This is a genomic window from Chryseobacterium sp. Leaf404, from assembly GCF_001424145.1.
Taxonomy (GTDB): Bacteria; Bacteroidota; Bacteroidia; order Flavobacteriales; family Weeksellaceae; genus Chryseobacterium.
In genome coordinates this window covers 381,225-399,359 of record NZ_LMQM01000001.1, presented here as the reverse complement: position 1 = coordinate 399,359, position 18,135 = coordinate 381,225, and the positions used below count along the sequence as shown (strand labels likewise).

The 18,135-nt window shown below is 37.9% G+C and carries 11 protein-coding genes; 6 read left to right on the top strand and 5 right to left on the bottom strand.

From position 1 onward, the window contains the following. Positions 1–15: 15 nt before the first annotated feature. Positions 16–2,145, bottom strand: coding sequence for a SurA N-terminal domain-containing protein (locus ASG31_RS01835; RefSeq protein ID WP_056027286.1), 2,130 nt, complete (start codon positions 2,143–2,145; stop codon positions 16–18). Positions 2,146–2,400: 255 nt separating this feature from the next. Between ASG31_RS01835 and lon the strand changes: the two genes are divergently transcribed. The 5 genes from lon to ASG31_RS01810 all read left to right on the top strand — a co-directional run bounded on the left by lon (position 2,401) and on the right by ASG31_RS01810 (position 11,235). Next, positions 2,401–4,806 (top strand): endopeptidase La, encoded by a 2,406-nt coding sequence (lon, locus tag ASG31_RS01830; protein ID WP_056027282.1) that lies wholly within the window; start codon positions 2,401–2,403, stop codon positions 4,804–4,806. 301 nt (positions 4,807–5,107) lie between these two features. Next, on the top strand, positions 5,108–6,220 hold the full coding sequence (locus ASG31_RS01825) for an AI-2E family transporter (RefSeq protein ID WP_056027277.1): 1,113 nt from the start codon (positions 5,108–5,110) through the stop codon (positions 6,218–6,220). Positions 6,221–6,395: 175 nt separating this feature from the next. Beyond that, positions 6,396–9,230, top strand: a complete 2,835-nt coding sequence (locus ASG31_RS01820; RefSeq protein WP_056027274.1) for an alpha-amylase family glycosyl hydrolase — start codon at positions 6,396–6,398, stop codon at positions 9,228–9,230. 257 nt (positions 9,231–9,487) lie between these two features. Beyond that, positions 9,488–10,573 (top strand): peptide chain release factor 1, encoded by a 1,086-nt coding sequence (gene prfA / locus ASG31_RS01815; protein ID WP_056027271.1) that lies wholly within the window; start codon positions 9,488–9,490, stop codon positions 10,571–10,573. Positions 10,574–10,611: 38 nt separating this feature from the next. Then, complete coding sequence (locus tag ASG31_RS01810) at positions 10,612–11,235, top strand: STM3941 family protein (protein WP_185113187.1); 624 nt, start codon at positions 10,612–10,614, stop codon at positions 11,233–11,235. 58 nt (positions 11,236–11,293) lie between these two features. Here the strand turns inward: ASG31_RS01810 and ASG31_RS01805 are convergent, their stop codons facing one another. Both ASG31_RS01805 and ASG31_RS01800 read right to left on the bottom strand, forming a co-directional pair. Further along, a complete protein-coding gene (locus tag ASG31_RS01805) occupies positions 11,294–11,905 on the bottom strand; it encodes a YdeI/OmpD-associated family protein (protein ID WP_056027266.1) in 612 nt (203 codons plus the stop codon). A gap of 48 nt (positions 11,906–11,953) precedes the next feature. Beyond that, positions 11,954–13,087, bottom strand: a complete 1,134-nt coding sequence (locus ASG31_RS01800; protein WP_056027263.1) for a serine hydrolase domain-containing protein — start codon at positions 13,085–13,087, stop codon at positions 11,954–11,956. A gap of 83 nt (positions 13,088–13,170) precedes the next feature. Here ASG31_RS01800 and ASG31_RS01795 point away from each other — a divergent pair, with 83 nt between their 5' ends. Next, positions 13,171–14,463, top strand: a complete 1,293-nt coding sequence (locus ASG31_RS01795; protein ID WP_056027260.1) for a M48 family metalloprotease — start codon at positions 13,171–13,173, stop codon at positions 14,461–14,463. A 41-nt stretch (positions 14,464–14,504) separates the two neighbouring features. Here ASG31_RS01795 and ASG31_RS01790 read toward each other — a convergent pair whose 3' ends face one another. After that, entirely contained in the window at positions 14,505–16,028 is a 1,524-nt protein-coding gene (locus ASG31_RS01790; protein ID WP_056027257.1) for a hypothetical protein, read from the bottom strand. Positions 16,029–16,350: 322 nt separating this feature from the next. Next, a complete protein-coding gene (locus ASG31_RS01785; RefSeq protein ID WP_056027254.1) occupies positions 16,351–17,892 on the bottom strand; it encodes a glycine--tRNA ligase in 1,542 nt (513 codons plus the stop codon). Positions 17,893–18,135: the final 243 nt, after the last annotated feature.

The window sequence follows — 18,135 nt, the reverse complement described above, 5'->3', positions numbered from 1 at the left end:
AAATTATTTCTTTTATTACTGCTGACTTCCCAGTTTATCCCAGATCTCGATTCTGTAATCATCGATATCTGCGTTGTCCTGTAAGCTCTTCATCCAGGCCTGCCCAAACATACCGGAATTTCTCTGAGTGACAGATTCTGTAAACTGTTTCAGGTCACCCGCCTGTTTGTTTACGCTCTCAGATTTTTTAACTATCACGTAAACTCCGGTTCCCCCTTCGATAGGGTTTGAAACCTTTCCTTTCTGAATTCCGAAAGCTGCACCCGCCACTTTTGGTTCCATAGCTCCCAATACTGATGGCTGAAGAATGTTTACCTGAGCAGATTGCTTTGTTGTTGCAAACATTTTGGCTACCTGATCAAGGCTTGATGCTTTACCGATTTTCTCAGCAATCTTCTTAGCCGCTAATTTGTTCTGAACAACAGTTTCGATCTGGCTTCTTACAGATTCTGGGTCAGCAAGACCTTTATCCTGTTTTCCGTTCAGATACACTACAATTTTGTCTCCCGTTCCTTCAACTGTGAAAATTTCAGTGTCTCCTTTTTCTCTTTTCTTATCGAAAGCCCATGTAAGAATTTCAGGATCTTTATCTGTTCCCAAACCTTGAATCTGACCGTCAAATCTTTTTGCCTGAGCAGCGTTCGTGTATTGGTAATTTCCTTTTTTAGCAATGTTTACAAAATCATTAAACGATTTCTTCTCTACCTGCTGTATAAATCTTCTTGAGTTTTTATCAACTAAATTTTCAGTAGCTTCAGATGGTTTGATTGATTTGACAAGGTGAGCGATTTTGTAGCCCATTGTTCCTGCTTTTTTGTCTTCCACATTGATGATGTGGTATCCGAATTCTGTTTCAACAAGGCCTGTAGAACCTTTTGCATTTGTCGCAAGAAAATTGAGATATCCTGGAGCAAACTGGCTCTGAGGAGTTGTCCAGCCCACACTACCGTTTCTTTCTACCGCATTGGGTTCATCTGATAATTTCAGACCGTCTGCAAATTTTGCAGGGTTAGCTTTAATTGTTGCCAAAACACTGTCAGCAATTTTTTTGGCAGCTTCTTTAGTTCTTGTTGCCGTAGATCTTTCAGCACCTTTATAAGCAATTAAGATGTGTTTAGAAAGAGTAGAATCTGAAGGTTTTTTATCTAAAACTTTAGAAACTACGTAAAGATCCTGCTCTTTATAAGGTCCGAAAGCCTGCCCAATTGCAGCAGTTTCTATTTTTCCTTTTAATTCCTGAGGAACCTGGCCAGCCTGAACATACTGATTGTTGAATGGAACATCAGAATTAGCCAACACAAATAATGAATCATTGGTTGTGTTTGAGAAATTCTCTCCGGTGTCTGTTCCCAGATATAATCTGTTGATTTCTTTTAAAGCGGCAGCATCATCGGCAGCACTTGGTTTTGCCGGGAACAATACCACGCCAAGATTTCTGCTTGGTTCTGTTTTGAACATTACAGGATGTTGATCAATATAGTTTTTAAGATCTTCAGTTGTTACTTTGATCTTATTTTTAGCAAGATAAGAAGCATAATCTACTTTCACAAAATCGATATCAGCTAACTGATCTCTCTGTCTCATCAATTCTTCAGCTTCTTTTTTACCAGTGGTGATTCCGGTAGAGATATTGGCAAATACCTGTCTTGCCATAATTCTGTACTCGATAGATTTTCTGCTTTTCAGCCAGAAACTGTATTGCTGAGGATTTGTGTTTTGAAAACCTTCAATCATTTTTTTGAACTCTACAGTCTTGAAGTTTCCTTTTTCGTCGCGGAATGTTTTGTCCTGTGCAAACATCTGATCATACGGAAGCTGATTCCAGAAAAGATCGTCTGTCATTTCAAAGCCCATTTTTTCAAACTGCTGCTTAACCAGTTTAGACTGTACCAGCAATTGCCACGCCTGCTCTTCAAGACCATTCTGTGGCTGACCTTGGTTTTTTGCCTGCTCCTGCAGTACAAACAGCTGATCATTAAACTCTTCACGGGTTATTTTTTCGCCATTTACCTTTCCTAAAACATCAGGATTTTTACCAAAAACCTTTTCGATACTTTCAGGGTTTACCAAAAATGCTAAAAGTGCAAGTGCAATAATCCCCATCAATAGCCAAGGTTTACTCCTAATCTGTCCTAAAATTGCCATTTTATAATATAGTTTTATATAGTCTGCGAAAATACACATTTTTAAGAAATTAGCATAATCTAAGTTGCTTTTTTAGGGTTTTAAATTTTTTTTAATGCAAAAAGGAAATTTTGACCACATTTCTTATGTAAAATCAAATGGCATATCAATTGACAAATTAAACTTTCCGGAATCTTACGGCGTTTGATAAATACTTTTGAGAGATTCCTGCAAATAACAAATAAATTATAATGACAATTTGTCATTGAAAATACTATGACAGAATTTGAAGATATAGATTTTGACGAAATTTTAGGCGGAAGTCTGGAGATTGTAACTGAAGGAATCAACGTTTCAGACTTTTCTGAAACAGAAAAGAATGCTGAACAAAAGGTTTTTCCGATTCTTCCTGTGAGAAATATGGTAATGTTTCCTCAAGTGGTCATTCCGATTACAGCGGGGAGAAAAAACTCTATTCAGCTTTTGGAAGAAGCTCAGAAAAATGGAGACCTGATCGGGATTTTAAGTCAAAAACATTCAGATATTGAACAACCGATAGAGAAAGATCTTTACACAGTGGGAACATTAGCGAAGATTATCAAAATTATTAAGCTTCCTGAAGGTAATATCACGGCAATTACTAAAGGTTTCCACAGATTTAAAATTAAAAATTTTGTTGAATCTCAACCCTATTTCAAAGCGGAAATTACCAAGCTGAAAGATACCAAGCCTAAAAATAAAGAAGAATACGAAGCATTACTGGAAAATATTAAAGAATTAGCTCTTAGAATTATAGAGCTTGATCCAAATATTCCAAATGCAGCTAATTTTGCAATTAAAAACATCAGCAGCAACGAAGAAATGCTCAACTTCGTCTGTACCAATGCGAGTTTTAAACCCGAAGACAAGCAGAAGCTTTTAGAAGAAAAAAACCTTCTGGAGCGTGCCGGAAAATGTTACGAAATGATGCACGAAGATTTCAGAAAACTTGAACTCAGAAATCAGATCCATCAGAAAACTTCAAAAGATCTGGATAAGCAGCAGAAAGAGTATTTTCTTAATCAGCAGATCAGAACCATCCAGGATGAGCTGGGTGGAGGCCAGGAAAACGATGTTGAAGAGCTTTTAAACAAAGCAAAAGATAAAAAATGGAATCAGGAAGTTGAAGATCATTTCCAGAAAGAAATCTCAAGACTTCAAAGGCAGAACCCCAATTCTCCCGATTACAATGTTCAGAGAAATTACCTTGATTTTTTTGTAGATCTTCCCTGGGAAAGCTACACAAAAGATGTTTTTGACATTGCGAAGGCCGAGAAAATTTTAGACAAAGCCCATTTCGGCCTTGAAGACATCAAGAAAAGAATTCTAGAACACATGGCGGTTCTGAAACTTAAAAACAATATGAAGTCGCCGATTCTTCTTTTGGTTGGCCCTCCGGGAGTCGGTAAAACCTCGTTAGGAAAGTCTATTGCAGATGCGTTAGGCAGAAAATATGTGCGTCTTTCTTTAGGTGGGCTGCACGATGAGAGCGAAATCAGAGGTCACAGAAAAACCTATATCGGCGCGATGGCGGGAAGAATTCTTCAGTCTATCAAAAAGGCAGGAACTTCAAATCCGGTCATTGTCCTGGATGAAATGGATAAAATTGCACAGGGTCTGCACGGCGATCCGAGCTCGGCTCTCCTTGAAGTCTTAGATCCCGAACAGAACAATTCCTTCTATGACAATTTCCTTGAGCTGGGTTACGATTTGTCTAAAGTGATGTTCATCGCAACGGCAAATTCACTGTCAACCATTCAGACGCCGCTTTTAGATAGAACTGAGATCATCCAGATTGCAGGCTATACTTTAGAAGAGAAAATTGAGATCGCCAAAAGACATTTGATAAAAAAACAGCAGGACGAAAACGGTTTGACAGCCAAATCTTTCAAACTCGGGAATGCTGAGCTGAAACACATCGTAGAAGCGCACACGTCAGAAAGCGGCGTGCGTAGTTTAGAAAAAAGAATTGCAGGAATTGCACGTTGGGTAGCTTTGCAGACGGCTCTTGTGAAAGAATATGACCCGAAAATTTCCATAGATAAAGTGGATGAAATTTTAGGAGTTCCAAGGCCTAAAAATATCTCAGAAATTACAGACTCGCCGGGCGTTGTTACCGGTTTGGCATGGACGAGCGTTGGCGGAGACATTCTCTTCATCGAAAGCATTCTCAGCAACGGAAAAGGGACGCTGACCATGACAGGAAATCTGGGAACAGTAATGAAAGAATCTGCAACCATTGCTCTTGAATACATTAAGGCAAAACACGAAGAATTGGGAATCGATGAAGATTTGATCGAAAAGAAAAACGTTCACGTACACGTTCCCGAGGGTGCCACGCCAAAAGACGGACCTTCTGCAGGAATCGCCATGCTGTCTTCTATGGTTTCTTCATTTACTAATAAAAAACTTCGGCCTCACCTTGCCATGACGGGCGAGATTACCTTACGTGGGAAAGTGCTTCCCGTGGGCGGTATTAAAGAAAAACTGCTCGCTGCAACCAGAGCGGGAATAAAGGAAGTAATTCTGTGCGAAGCCAACCGCAAAGACGTAAACGAAATAAAGCAGGATTACATTAAAACCATGAAGGTGCATTACGTCAACAGAATGGAAGAAGTCATCGATATTGCATTGGAAAAGTAGCCAAAGTTGATCTTGAGCAAAATTCTGGGCGTATCCCTTTGCATGGCCAACGCTCAACTCTGGCAGGGTTCTGAACCCTGCCAGAGTTCCCACCGCATTATGCAAGCGGGTCGGGCTATCCGCTATATCTTTTGCTCGTCGTACCTCCTCACAAAAGGATGCCGCTTCTATCCCTTACGCAAGGCAAAAGCAGTTGGATTTTAATTTCCAAAAACTCAATTCCGCTTAAAAACATTCAACACGCTCAAAAGGGCGTGTTTTTTGTTTACCATTGAAAATCTCACATATACCACATCTCCTTATGAATTTTTTCCGACTTCCTTTCCTGCTGAAGCTTTCGCTTGCCGTGATTTCAATTATCGGCATCGGGTACATCATAAAACTTGGGCAGAGTATACTTGCGCCTTTTTTTCTCGCCTTTTTAATGGCGATGCTTTTTCTGCCTTTTGCTACATTTTTAGAAAAGAAGCTGAGGTTGCCGAGATCATTTTCAACATTACTTTCGGTTTCTGTCTTATTGGTAGGACTTTCTGGTTTAATATACTTTTTTTCGAGTCAGATTTCCGGTTTTACACAAGACATACCGCAGCTGACCAGACAGTTTAACACCGTTTTTGAAAATCTGCAGCAGTGGGTATCCAAAACTTTTAATGTAAAAATTAAAGAGCAGTTTGAATATCTCAATCAGGGTTTAAATAAACTCCTTTCATCAACAGGATTAATTCTGGGTTTTACATTCGGGATTTTCTCCAGCGGACTGGGATTTCTGGCATTCTTCATCCTTTTTTTCATTTTCATTCTAAATTACCGAAGAATTCTTAACCGTTTTATCATTAATGTATTTAACGAAAAACACAAAGAGAATGTAGTGGCAGCGGTGTCTGAGGTACGAGTGATGACCAAGCGATACATCATCGGGCTTTTTATACAGATTGTAATCGTTTCTACGCTCACCACAATTCTGCTGAGTGTTTTAAGTGTAAAATATGCCATTCTTCTGGGAGTTCTCACTGGTCTGCTCAACGTTATTCCCTACATCGGAATCTGTATTTCCCTTCTGATCTCCTGCTTTATTGCCTTTGCTACAGGTACTGTTTCAGACTGCATTTACACGGCTATAGGATACATCATTATCCATGCTATCGACGGAAATATTATTCTTCCTTTCGTTGTAGGTTCTAAGGTAAAAATCAATGCACTTTTTTCTTTCATCGGCATTATCATCGGGGAACATCTCTGGGGAATTTCAGGTATGTTGCTATGTATTCCTGCTATTGCAATCATTAAAATTGTTTTTGAAAGAGTAGAAGGGCTTCAGCCGTGGGGCAGACTTTTGGGCGAAGACCAAATACCCGACAAGAAAAAGAGAAAATACAAAATATCAAAAAACATTACGCTCGAAGAGATGGATTAAGGTATTTACATCTTTTATTATTTCAATAAAAATCTGTTTTAATCGAAAAAACCGGCATGCCATCTAAAAAAACTCATCTTAGGATGGGTTTTTTATTTTGTCAAATTGAGAATATACGGTTTAATCATAATTTTCGCTTTAATCTTTTTTGTAGATTCGCTGAAATTAGAATTCTATGAAAAAAATACTTATATCCTTTTTTCTATTGGTTGTTGCCAGTGTTTTCGGTCAGATTTCCTACACCATTTCACCGAATCCCTTTAACGAAACCGATCAGATTACGCTTACCATACCCGGAAATCAAATTGATGAAGCGGCTTGGGGCGTTGCTAATAATGCAGTTTATCTATGGTCCTGGTCTTTAGATCAGAATTTTGCCAACAGTCAGGACTGTCCCACAAACGGCACATGGGGAAATTCTAACGAGTTAAACCGTTTGGTGTATAATGCAGGTGCCGATACTTATTCTTTAACCTTTACGCCAACCGTTTTTTACAGCAGAACCAATATCGGAAGGATTGGTTTCCTTTTAAAAACCAAAACAGGAAGCAGTCAGACTTCTGATATTCTGGTGAATGTAGGAACTTTAGCTTTAAATATGACCAACCCAGCTGCCAACAGTATCACTTCAGTTGCAAGTGGGTCTTCCATCAATATTACCGCTACAACAACGGTTGTTGCCACATTTCAGCTGAAAGCAAATGGAGTTGTAGTACATTCTACCAGCACAGCTGCAACCTCTTATTCTCACAATTATGTTATGGTTGCAGACGCCGATATGGAATTAATTGCAACAGACGCAAACAACACGGTAAAAAACAGAACTTTTATCTTACAGACTCCAAGAAACGTTGTATCACAGGCAATTCCAACTTGGATTAAGCAGGGAATTAATTATCATCCCACAGACCAGACAAAAGTGGGACTGGCTTTATATGCTCCGTTTAAGAATTTCGTTCATGTGATCGGAAGTTTTAACAGTTGGGCAGTCAATGATACTTTTTTAATGAAGCGTGACACCGCAAATCCTGATCTGTACTGGATTGAGCTTTCAGGTTTAACGCCTCAGCAGTTATACACTTTCCAGTACAGAACCAATGATTTAAAGAAGGTGGCAGATCCTTTTTCGCCTCAGATTCTATCTTCTTACGATGATCAGTATATTTCAGCAGCTACTTATCCTAATTTACCAGCTTTTCCTACGGGGCAGGGTTTTGAGGTTTCTATGTTTAAAACTGGTGAAACAGCTTATCCGTGGCAGGTAACCAACTTTACGAGACCCAATAAAGAGAATCTTGTTATTTACGAATTGCTGTTGAGAGATTTCACAGCAGAGAAAAACTGGCAGTCGCTCATCAATAAAATTACTTATTTAAAGACGTTGAACATCAATGCAATCGAGCTGATGCCGATCATGGAGTTTGAAGGGAATCTTTCCTGGGGTTACAACACGTCATTTCACTACGCAATTGATAAAGCTTACGGAACTCCGGCGAAATTTAAGGAATTTGTAGACCTCTGCCACCAGCAGGGAATTGCCGTTATTCTGGATGTTGCATTCAACCACGCAACAGGAAGAAATCCGCTGGCGAGACTTTGGAATGTAGATCCGGACGGTGACGGTTATGGAGATATTGCTGCCAATAATCCTTATTTTAATACCGTTCCGAAACACTCTTATAATGTATTTAATGATTTTAACCATTCTTCTCCTGCCACAAAATATTACGTGGAACGATGTCTTCAGCAATGGCTCACAGAGTACAAAGTAGACGGTTTCAGATGGGATTTAACGAAAGGCTTTACACAAAACTGTTCTGCAAATGATGAAACCTGCACCAATGCTTACCAGCAGGATCGCGTGGATATTCTGAAAAACTATGCAGACAGACAATGGGCGATAGATCCTAATTCCTACATGATCTTCGAGCACCTTGGGACTGATGCAGAAGAACAGCAGTGGGCAAACTACAGGGTGGCAGAAGGAAAAGGTGTGATGCTGTGGAACAATCAGAACGGCTCTTACAACCAAAATACAATGGGTTACAAAGACAACAGCAGTTTTGACCGTATGGACCACGAGCTGCACGGTTTTACCAATAATTATACGGTAGGATTTGGGGAAAGTCATGATGAGGAAAGACTGATGTTTAAAAATCTGGCTTACGGAGCCAGCAACGGTGTTTATAATGTGACAACCTTGAATACAGCTTTAAACAGAATGAAAACCTTCGGCGCAACTTTCTTTACCATTCCGGGACCGAAAATGATCTGGCAGTTTGGGGAAGTGGGCTATGAATTCAGCATCAACAGATGTCCTGACGGAAGCATTAACAACGCCTGCCGTACAGACGAAAAACCTGTGGCCTTCACTTTGGGTTATGACTCCAACCCGAACAGAAATTCTATTTACAATACATGGTCTCAGATTATTAATTTAAGAAATATTCATCCTGTATTTAAAACAAAAACATACACTGTAGAATCTAATAATCTGACCAATGATGTGGATGGGCTGATTACAAGAATTTATCTTCAGGATAATACCGCTGCAGGAATTAAAAACGTTGTAGTTCTGGCCAATTACGGACTTACAACAAGAAGTGTGGTTCCTTACTTTCCATACGTAGGGCAGTGGCAGAATCTGATGGATAACTCTTCATATACCGTGGCATCCACTACAACTCCAATCAGTCTGGAGCCGGGTGAATTTAGAATTTACGGAAGCGCAACAGGAACTTTGTCTACATCTGAGCAGAATTTAGAAAACAGACTTTCGCTTCAGATTGCAGATAATCCGGTGAAAAATAAAACATCAAAACTGATTTACAACAAAGCTAAAAACGGAGAAATCACGATATACGACCTTTCGGGTAAAAAGATGGATTCTTATAAGCTTAAAACTGAAAACGGAACTCTTGAAATCAATACCAATTATCCTTCAGGAACCTATTTGGTTCATTTAAAATCAGACACTGGAGTTTCTATTCAAAAAATGATTGTGAAGTAAGATTGAGTTAATTAAAAATATCATCTCATCAGCCCTGCCAGCATTTCAAACGCTGGCAGGGCTTTTTTTTAAATTTCGGAGAGAACTTTTAAAAACCAAGTCAGTGAATGCATCCTCCTTTTTTGAACTTTAATCAAGTCATAAATTTCCTTTTAACTTTTGTGACTTTTGTGGTTTACAATAAACTTTAAGCGCATTCAAAATGGTCTTTTGTTGTTCATTGTCAAATCCGTATCTTTGCCACCTAAATTTTTAATATGTCTAAATCATTAATTCCAAAATTAGAAGCGATAAAACAGAGATATAATGAGGTTGCCGATCTTATTATTCAGCCTGATGTCATTTCAGACCAGAAAAGATATTCTTCTTTAAACAAAGAATACAGCGATTTAGGGAAAATTGTACACGTTTATAACCAATATAAAGGAGCCTTAGACAACATCGCAGAATCTGAAGAAATCATCGCAGATGGATCAGACAGAGATCTTGTGGAAATGGCTAAAGAAGAGAAAGTGGAAGCTCAGCAGAAACTTCCGGGTTTGGAAGAAGAGTTGAAAGTACTTTTGATTCCTAAAGATCCTGCAGACGATAAAAACGTTATTGTAGAACTTCGTGCAGGAACAGGTGGTGATGAGGCAGCAATCTTTGTGGAAGATGTTTACAGAGCCTATTCTATGTACTTCAAAACAAAAGGCTGGAAGCATGAAATCACAGATTCAAGCGAGGCAGCAAAAGGATATAAAGAATTAATCCTAAGAATTGAAGGCGACGGCGTTTACGGGATTATGAAATTTGAATCCGGCGTTCACCGCGTTCAGCGTGTTCCTGAAACAGAATCTCAGGGAAGAGTTCACACTTCAGCAATTACAGTTGCGGTTTTGCCAGAAGCTGAGGAAATTGATTTTGAACTGAATCCTGCCGATATCGAAATGCAGACTTCCCGTTCAGGAGGAGCAGGTGGACAAAACGTAAACAAGGTTGAAACCAAAGTACAGCTTACCCACAAACCTTCAGGAATGGTGGTAGTTTGTCAGCAGGCACGTTCACAGCTGGCCAACCGTGAACTGGCGATGGAAATGTTGAGAACCAAATTATACGATATTGAAGTTCAGAAAGCGGTGGGAGACATTGCTGCACAGAGAAAATCGATGGTTTCTACCGGAGACCGTTCTGCGAAAATTAAAACATACAATTATCCTCAGGGAAGAGTTACAGACCACAGAATTGGTAAATCTATGTACAATCTTGATGCTTACATGAATGGCGACATCGGCGAAATGATCGATGCCGTAATCATGGCCGAAAATGCAGAAAAAATGAAAGGTGAAGAAGATAATTATTAAAATTCTTCTTTTCGAATATAAACTGAGCTTCCGAATTTTTGGAAGCTTTTTTTTGTGATAATTTTAGTATTTTTGAACAGATTATAAAGCAACTTTTTACGAGTAGAATGGATAGCCAGATAGAAATACAATTAAGTAAAACAAAGATAATCTTTCTTATAATTGGCGCTTTAATGTTTGTTACTATAGGTCTCTGGTTTATGATAAATCCTCCGGAAACCAGCCGTTCCGGAAGGCAATCTTTTTTTTATAATCCAACATTTTTATTTTTTATAGGATTACTTTCTGTTTTGTTTTTTGGAATATGCTTCGCTTTTGGTCTGAAAAAGTTGTTTGATAAAAAACCGGGAATAGTATTGAATGAGAAGGGTATTTTTGATAATTCAAGCGGTCAGTCAATCGGTTTAATACCATGGGTTGACATTGAAGAAGTAGCAGTGGTTTCGATTAATAGTAACAAATTTATTGTTATCAGAGTAAACAATCCTCAGGATTATTTAGATAGAGCCAAAAACAGATTTACAAGAAAAAGTATGGCTATTAACTATAAATGGTATGGATCTCCTATTGCTATTTCAGCTCATTCCTTAAAGATAAGACACAAAGATCTTTATGAACTTTTAGTGAATAATATAAAGGAATACAGAATCAACAAAAATTAAATGTTAAAAGATATATCTCGTCTTCCCACTCCCAACTTCCCGCTTCCATCAATCTAACTCACTTTTTCTCATACTTCCAATTCCTCCCTTTACCCTCAGAAATCCATTCCAAAGCTTGGTCGATGCGTTTGTTTCTCGTTGTTTCAGTTTTAGCATCCACAATCCAGGTGGCATATTCTTTCCTGAAAGAAGGCGATGCTTTTTCAAAAACTTCCAGAGCTTTTTTATTTTGATTTAAAACATTTTGAAAATATTCAGGAACTGTAATTTCGTTTTTTGAAGGCGCGGCTTTTCTTAGTTTAACGCCCATATCGGTAAGTTCCATGGCTTCCAAAATAATTTTCTTTAGCTGAGGTTTTGAAGGAACATCCTTTAACCCGGTAATCTTCCCCAGGCTGAACATGTTGGTTTTTTCTACATCCGTATCCAGATTTTTGAGCGTTTTCATGCTGTCATGAAGCCAAAATCCCATGCTGCAATACTGCCTGAATGAAACCATCGAACATAGAATTTTTCCTTTGTACATAAAAGTCGGGAACTTCCATTTAATGGCTTCTTCAATTTCAGGATAACATTCATGAACGACTTCCCGAATGTGATTTAAAACCGGTTTAGAAAAATCCGGAGCTTTCTCTATATAATCATCAACTAAAGGACTATACTTTTCCATACTTAAAATTTATAAATAATCTGTTCAACCTGAACCTTAGCCTCAATTTCAACCGAACAGCTTCACCGTTTCATTCACCAAAAACCTCACCTGATCTGGTCTTCCTCTGTCTGTTTTAGGAAGATTATTGTAGCTTCCCGTTCTCACAATCACCATTTTGTGCTCCGGGATCATGATGATGTACTGCCCCTGAAGCCCGAGAAAATAATAATGTTTAATAGGGTTGTCATTATTGATCCAGAATCCCATTCCGTAAATTTCACTTGATTTTTTTGTCGGATTTTTCATTTCGTTGATGAAATCAAGATTCAATAATTGCTGGCCATCAAACTCGCCGTCATTTATAAACAGCTGTCCGAGTTTTGCAAAATCTCTGGAAGTGGCGTGAATGCAGCAGTAGGTCTTTTCCATCCCGCTTTGATCTGTGCTCCAGATGGCATCCTGCTCCATACCCAGCGGAATCCAGAATTTTTCAGATAAATAGCTTGCCAGCGTTTGATTAATAGCTTTCTTTATGGCAAAACCCAGAAGTTGAGTTGAGCCACTTTGATACTCAAACCTCTCCCCGGATTTTTCTTTAAATCTTCTTTTAAATGTAGCATCAATAAGGCTTTTCCCGTAATAAGCCTTGGCATTTGGCCGGAAGGGGTTTTTGTAATCTTCCTCCCAGTCCAGACCAGATTCCATTTGAGCAAGATTTTTTAAAGTCAGATTTTCAGCGGATGGTTTGTTTTTAAATTCATCAAAATAATCAGAAAATTTATCGTTGATGTTTTTGATTTTTCCTTCCTCCAAAGCTTTTCCCAATAGCATCACGGTAACTGCCTTAGCCATTGAAAATGAATTGGTAAGTGAATTTTTGTTGTAGCCCTTCCAGTATTGTTCGTGTACCAGTTTTCCGTCTTTCATCACTAAAAATGAAGCGGTGTTGCCTGTATTTAGATCGTCAACTATATTTTTAGGTAAATCAATTTTGTTGTAGTTGTCAGCTTTCTCCCACGGTTTTGGAGTTGCAGTTTCAATTACATTTTTGCTGAAAAATTGACCATCGTCAATATGCGCACTTAGTTTTCCTTTAAAATAGGTTTTAGAAATTCCGTTGATGAGGTAGCCGTAATCTAAAATGTAGACAACAGCTGTGAATACAGTTAAGAATACAATGAAATAAATGAAAATTGCCATATCAAATGATCTTGAAACAAATTTAAACTAAATTTGAAATATTGATACTAAATGATTTATTTTTGTGAATATGTGATGATTCAATGATTAAAAAACTAATGCTTATCGTGTCTTGTTTCTGCATTTATACTTGTTTTGGGCAGACGTACAAAACGATTGACACGGCAGATTATCTGCAACGGAAAGAATTTCTGAAAAACTTTACGCTCAATACCGAGAGCCTGATTAAAAAAAATAAAGCAGAATATCCGGGAAAGCGGGGGACAGAGCTTGCGAAAATCTACAGAGATTTTGAGAAAGATTTTGCTGACAAAGTGAAAGATAAAGATTTTGTTTTCAACTCTGCTTTTAATGAAAAGGTGAGCAGTCTTATCAATGGATTACGGAAAAACAACAGTCAGATCCCTTCCAACTTAAAAATTCTGATTGCCAGAGACAATACACCCAATGCCTACTGTTATGCAGACGGAACTTTCGTAATCAACATGGGGCTTTTCAACTGGCTCAAAAATGATGATCAGGTAGCTGCAGTTATAGCACATGAGTTGGGGCATAAGATTAAAGAGCATACGCTGAAAACTTTTGTTGATATTATTGATCATAACCAAACCGATAAGAGGGTAGTTCAGGATATCAAATTGAATACGGAAAACCACAACAGGAAGGCTTTTGAAATTTTTAAAAACAGAATTTACAGAAAAGGTTCAGAGTACCGGAAAAATGAAATGCAGGCAGATTCTCTTGGTTATACAATTTTCAGAAACAGTGATTTTAAAGCATCGGAATTTATAAATGCACTTCATATTTTAAGGAATTTTGATACGATATCTCCCAAAAAACTTAAAACTGAGACTTATGAAAAATATTTCAGTCTCCCCAATCAGGCTTTTAATAAAAAATGGCTGGCAAAAGAAGATTTTTCTCTGTACAACTACAACCATTACAAAGAAAAGCTGAATAAAGATTCTCTGTCTACCCATCCTGAAATGGTGTTGAGGATCAATATGCTGAAGAAAAATTTCCCTGAGCTGGAGTCTTCTGTTGCCGATGAAAAAACAGACTCAGATTTTATTTCCATCGCAAGGACCGCAAAAATGGAAATTCTGCCCAACTACTATCACTCTGAAGATTACGGTTTGGGCATTTATGCATCGCTGCAGTTTTTGCAGGATTCTGAAGAGGAAACATTTTACAGATCCTGGCTGGGAAAATTCTTCTCTAAAATTTATAAGGCAAGAAAAAATTATACACTGAACCGGTATTTAGACAGGGTAGAGTCTAAGAACCAAAGCGAAAGCTATCAGCAGTTTCTCAGCTTTATGTGGAATCTGAGTATGGAAGAAATTAAAAATATTGCAGATTTTTATCAGAAATAAAAAAAGACCTTCAGAGTTTATAAATCCTGAAGGTCTTTTTTTTAATAGTTCAGCCGCTCCAGCCTAACTTTATTATACTTCTCCTTTTCATTAAATTCACGCAGCAAAATATATCCCTCTTTTCCCACATAAGGAATTACGGTATACGAATCTTTTTCAGAAATGGGTACAACTTCCTGTTTGAAAGTTCCGCTCATCAGCGTGTTGATAAAAAGCTGCCAGTTTTTCTGCTTCGTCTCTTTGTTTTTCTGGTAATCTCTGTAAAAAAATACAACATCATTACCGTCATTCAGATATTGTGAAAAGAGATAATCACTGTCATACAAAGATTTTTCTTTGCTGAAAACTTTTACTCCTTTTATCTTAAAATTTTTGTCTGTAAAAAGATAAACCAAATCTGTGGTTTTGCCAACGCCCAGATTAAAATCAATCTTGTATTTTTCTAAGAGAATCCCCATACTGCCGTCTTTCAGAAAAAAAACGTCACGGGGCTGAAGATGATAGCCTTTTTCTACATAGCCAAACTCATCAATTTTCGGGAGAAATGCAGCCATGTCTGTATAATAGATCATTCTTTTTGTGTCTACCTCAAAAGTTTTTTTGTCAACAATCATTCTTGCAAAGCCGGTTCCCTGTTTGTTTTCAAAATTTCTTCCGATCACCATTATTTTATCATCAAAAATCCTGTCGTTATCCAGATTTCTGGTGGCAGAAGAAAATGAGGTAATGTGTTCCAGAGTGTCATCAGATAATCCCGTTACAGGTTTTGATGCAACCTCTATCCCGGTTTTAATATCCAGAACCAAAAGAAAGAAAGATTTTTTTTCCGGATTTTTCTTTTCTAAAATAAAGTAGAGATGCTGGTCGTCTTTATCCAGCAGCTTTATATTTTCGTTATTTTTTTTATCGCCACTTGTGTTGTAGCTGTATCTCCAGATCTCTTTTCTGTTTTCGTCAAACTTGATGAGTGCGTTATCGCTGGTGTATTTTCCGAAATCTTTAAGTTCAATTGCAATAAATCCGCCTTCCTTTATTTCTACAACAGATGACTGATAATTGTATCCTTTCTCTTTTTTCTCGTCTCTGTTTTCCTTACGGGCGTCTTTCCAGTTTTTAGGCTGGTTAATTTCTTTAAAAACACCGTTTTCATAATCGTAATATTTCTTCAGCTGCACGGTATTGGTCTGCAGATCAATTTCCATGGAACGCGGAGTAAAAAACTCACTCAGTTTCAAGACAGATTGATCCAGAGAATTTGGTTTGAGAATAATCCTGTTGCGGAAATCGATGTAACCGAAATAACTTCCCGCTGTAACATCGCCTTCAAATTCTTTGTTGGCAACAGGGTTCAGATTTTTATCCAGAACTACATATTCGAATTTTTTTGTTTTGTCACCAGATTTTCCGTAAGAATAAAGAGAAACGTAACCGTATAGATTATCATTGCTGTCAAACAGGGCATTCATCCCTAAGTGTTCACCGGAAGCAAGAGATGCCAAATCCTGAGTCTGTGCATAACAAAGGGCATTTGCCAATCCAAAAAAGTATAGAAAAATTTTCTTCATATTAAAAAATCTGAAATCCAAAAGTAGTGAATTCAAGGATATATCAAATACATTGAGGAAAAATTTTTATCTTAAATTATTGTTGATTAATTTTCAGTAAAATAAGGAAAGGATTTGTTTAGTTTTAATCTTATCCTAAAATATTTTGTAAATAAAAGTACGATCTACAATAATTTAACTGACATAGAAAATGTAGGCGTTAGGAAATTGTTTAAAATTTTAGCCGGAGTTTTCAAGTCTTGAACTTTTGCTTCTTTTGTTACAAGACAAAAGAATATTTATTCCAACAAAAAAAAAGCCCTGATTTCTCAAGGCTTTCAATTTATATTTTAGAAAGTAAATTTCTGAAACTCGTTTTCTCATCAATGATTCTTCGTAATTCCGAAACCGGAACTCTTTCCTGAATCATCGTGTCTCTGTCTCGGATGGTTACCGTGTGATCCGTTAAAGAATCGTGGTCAATGGTGATACAGTAAGGCGTTCCGATGGCATCCTGTCTTCTGTAGCGTTTTCCGATGGCATCTTTTTCTTCGTAGAACAAGTTAAAATCATATTTCAAATCATCAAAGATTTTTTCTGCATATTCAGCCAAACCATCTTTTTTCATCAACGGAAGAATCGCTGCTTTTACCGGAGCCAACGCTGGAGGTAAAGATAAAACTGTTCTTTCCGAACCGTCCTCCAACACCTCGTCTTTTAAACAATGCGAGAAAATAGAAAGGAATAATCTGTCTAAACCAACTGAAGTTTCAACAACGTAAGGAACGTAGTTTTCGTTTCTCTCAGGATCGAAGAACTGCAATTTTCTTCCTGAGAATTTCTCATGCGCTTTCAAGTCGAAATCAGTTCTCGAGTGAATACCTTCCAGTTCCTTAAAACCAAACGGAAAATTAAACTCAATATCCGCCGCAGCATTTGCATAATGTGCCAGTTTCTCATGGTCGTGGAATCTGTAATTTTCATCACCCAAACCAAGCGCTCTGTGCCAGTTCAGACGTTTTGTTTTCCACTGTTCGTAGAATTCCAGTTCGGTTCCCGGAGCAACGAAAAACTGCATTTCCATCTGTTCAAATTCACGCATTCTAAAGATAAACTGTCTCGCAACAATTTCATTTCTAAATGCTTTTCCGATTTGAGCAATACCAAACGGAAGTCTGTGACGCGATGTTTTCTGTACGTTTAAGAAATTTACGAAAATCCCCTGAGCCGTTTCCGGTCTTAAATAAAGATCCATCGCAGAATCTGCAGAAGCACCCAGTTTAGTTCCAAACATCAGGTTAAATTGTCTTACCTCAGTCCAGTTTCTTGAACCTGTGTCCGGGTCAGCGATTTCCAGTTCTTCAATTAAAGATTTTACATCGGCAAGGTCTTCATTTTCAAGAGATTTTGCCAATCTTGAAAGGATTTCAGCTCTTTTCGCACGGTATTCCAAAATTTTAGGATTCGTCTCTTCAAACTGAGCTTTATCGAAAGACTCACCAAATCTTTTGGCAGCTTTCTCAATTTCTTTATTTTCTTTATCCTCGATTTTTGCACAGTAATCTTCTACCAAAACATCTGCTCTGAAACGTTTTTTAGAATCTTTATTGTCAATCAGAGGATCATTAAAAGCATCAACGTGGCCCGAAGCTTTCCAGGTAGTCGGGTGCATCAGAATCGCCGAATCAATACCCACAATATTTTCGTTCAGCTGTACCATCGCTTTCCACCAGTACTGTTTGATATTGTTTTTCAGTTCTGCACCGTTTTGTCCGTAGTCGTAAACTGCAGATAAACCATCATAGATCTCACTCGAAGGGAAAATAAACCCATATTCTTTAGCGTGAGAGATCACTTTCTTGAAAACATCGTCTTGCTTTGCCATAAATTTTTCGTCTTACGTGCAAAAATAGTGAAAAAGCGGGAAGTGGGAAGCGGGATGGCGGAAGTTTTTGCATTGCAGATTTGTAGGAGCCGGGAACCTGCTGTCCACTGTATCTTTTTTGTGGCGGTCTCCGCTTTGTTGCGTCCGCAAAAAAAAAAGGATGTCGTTCCCATCAGGGCTAAAGACAAAATTACGTTTTTAAACAACTGAAATTTTTCTAAAGAAAACTTCAAAGGTTTCTAA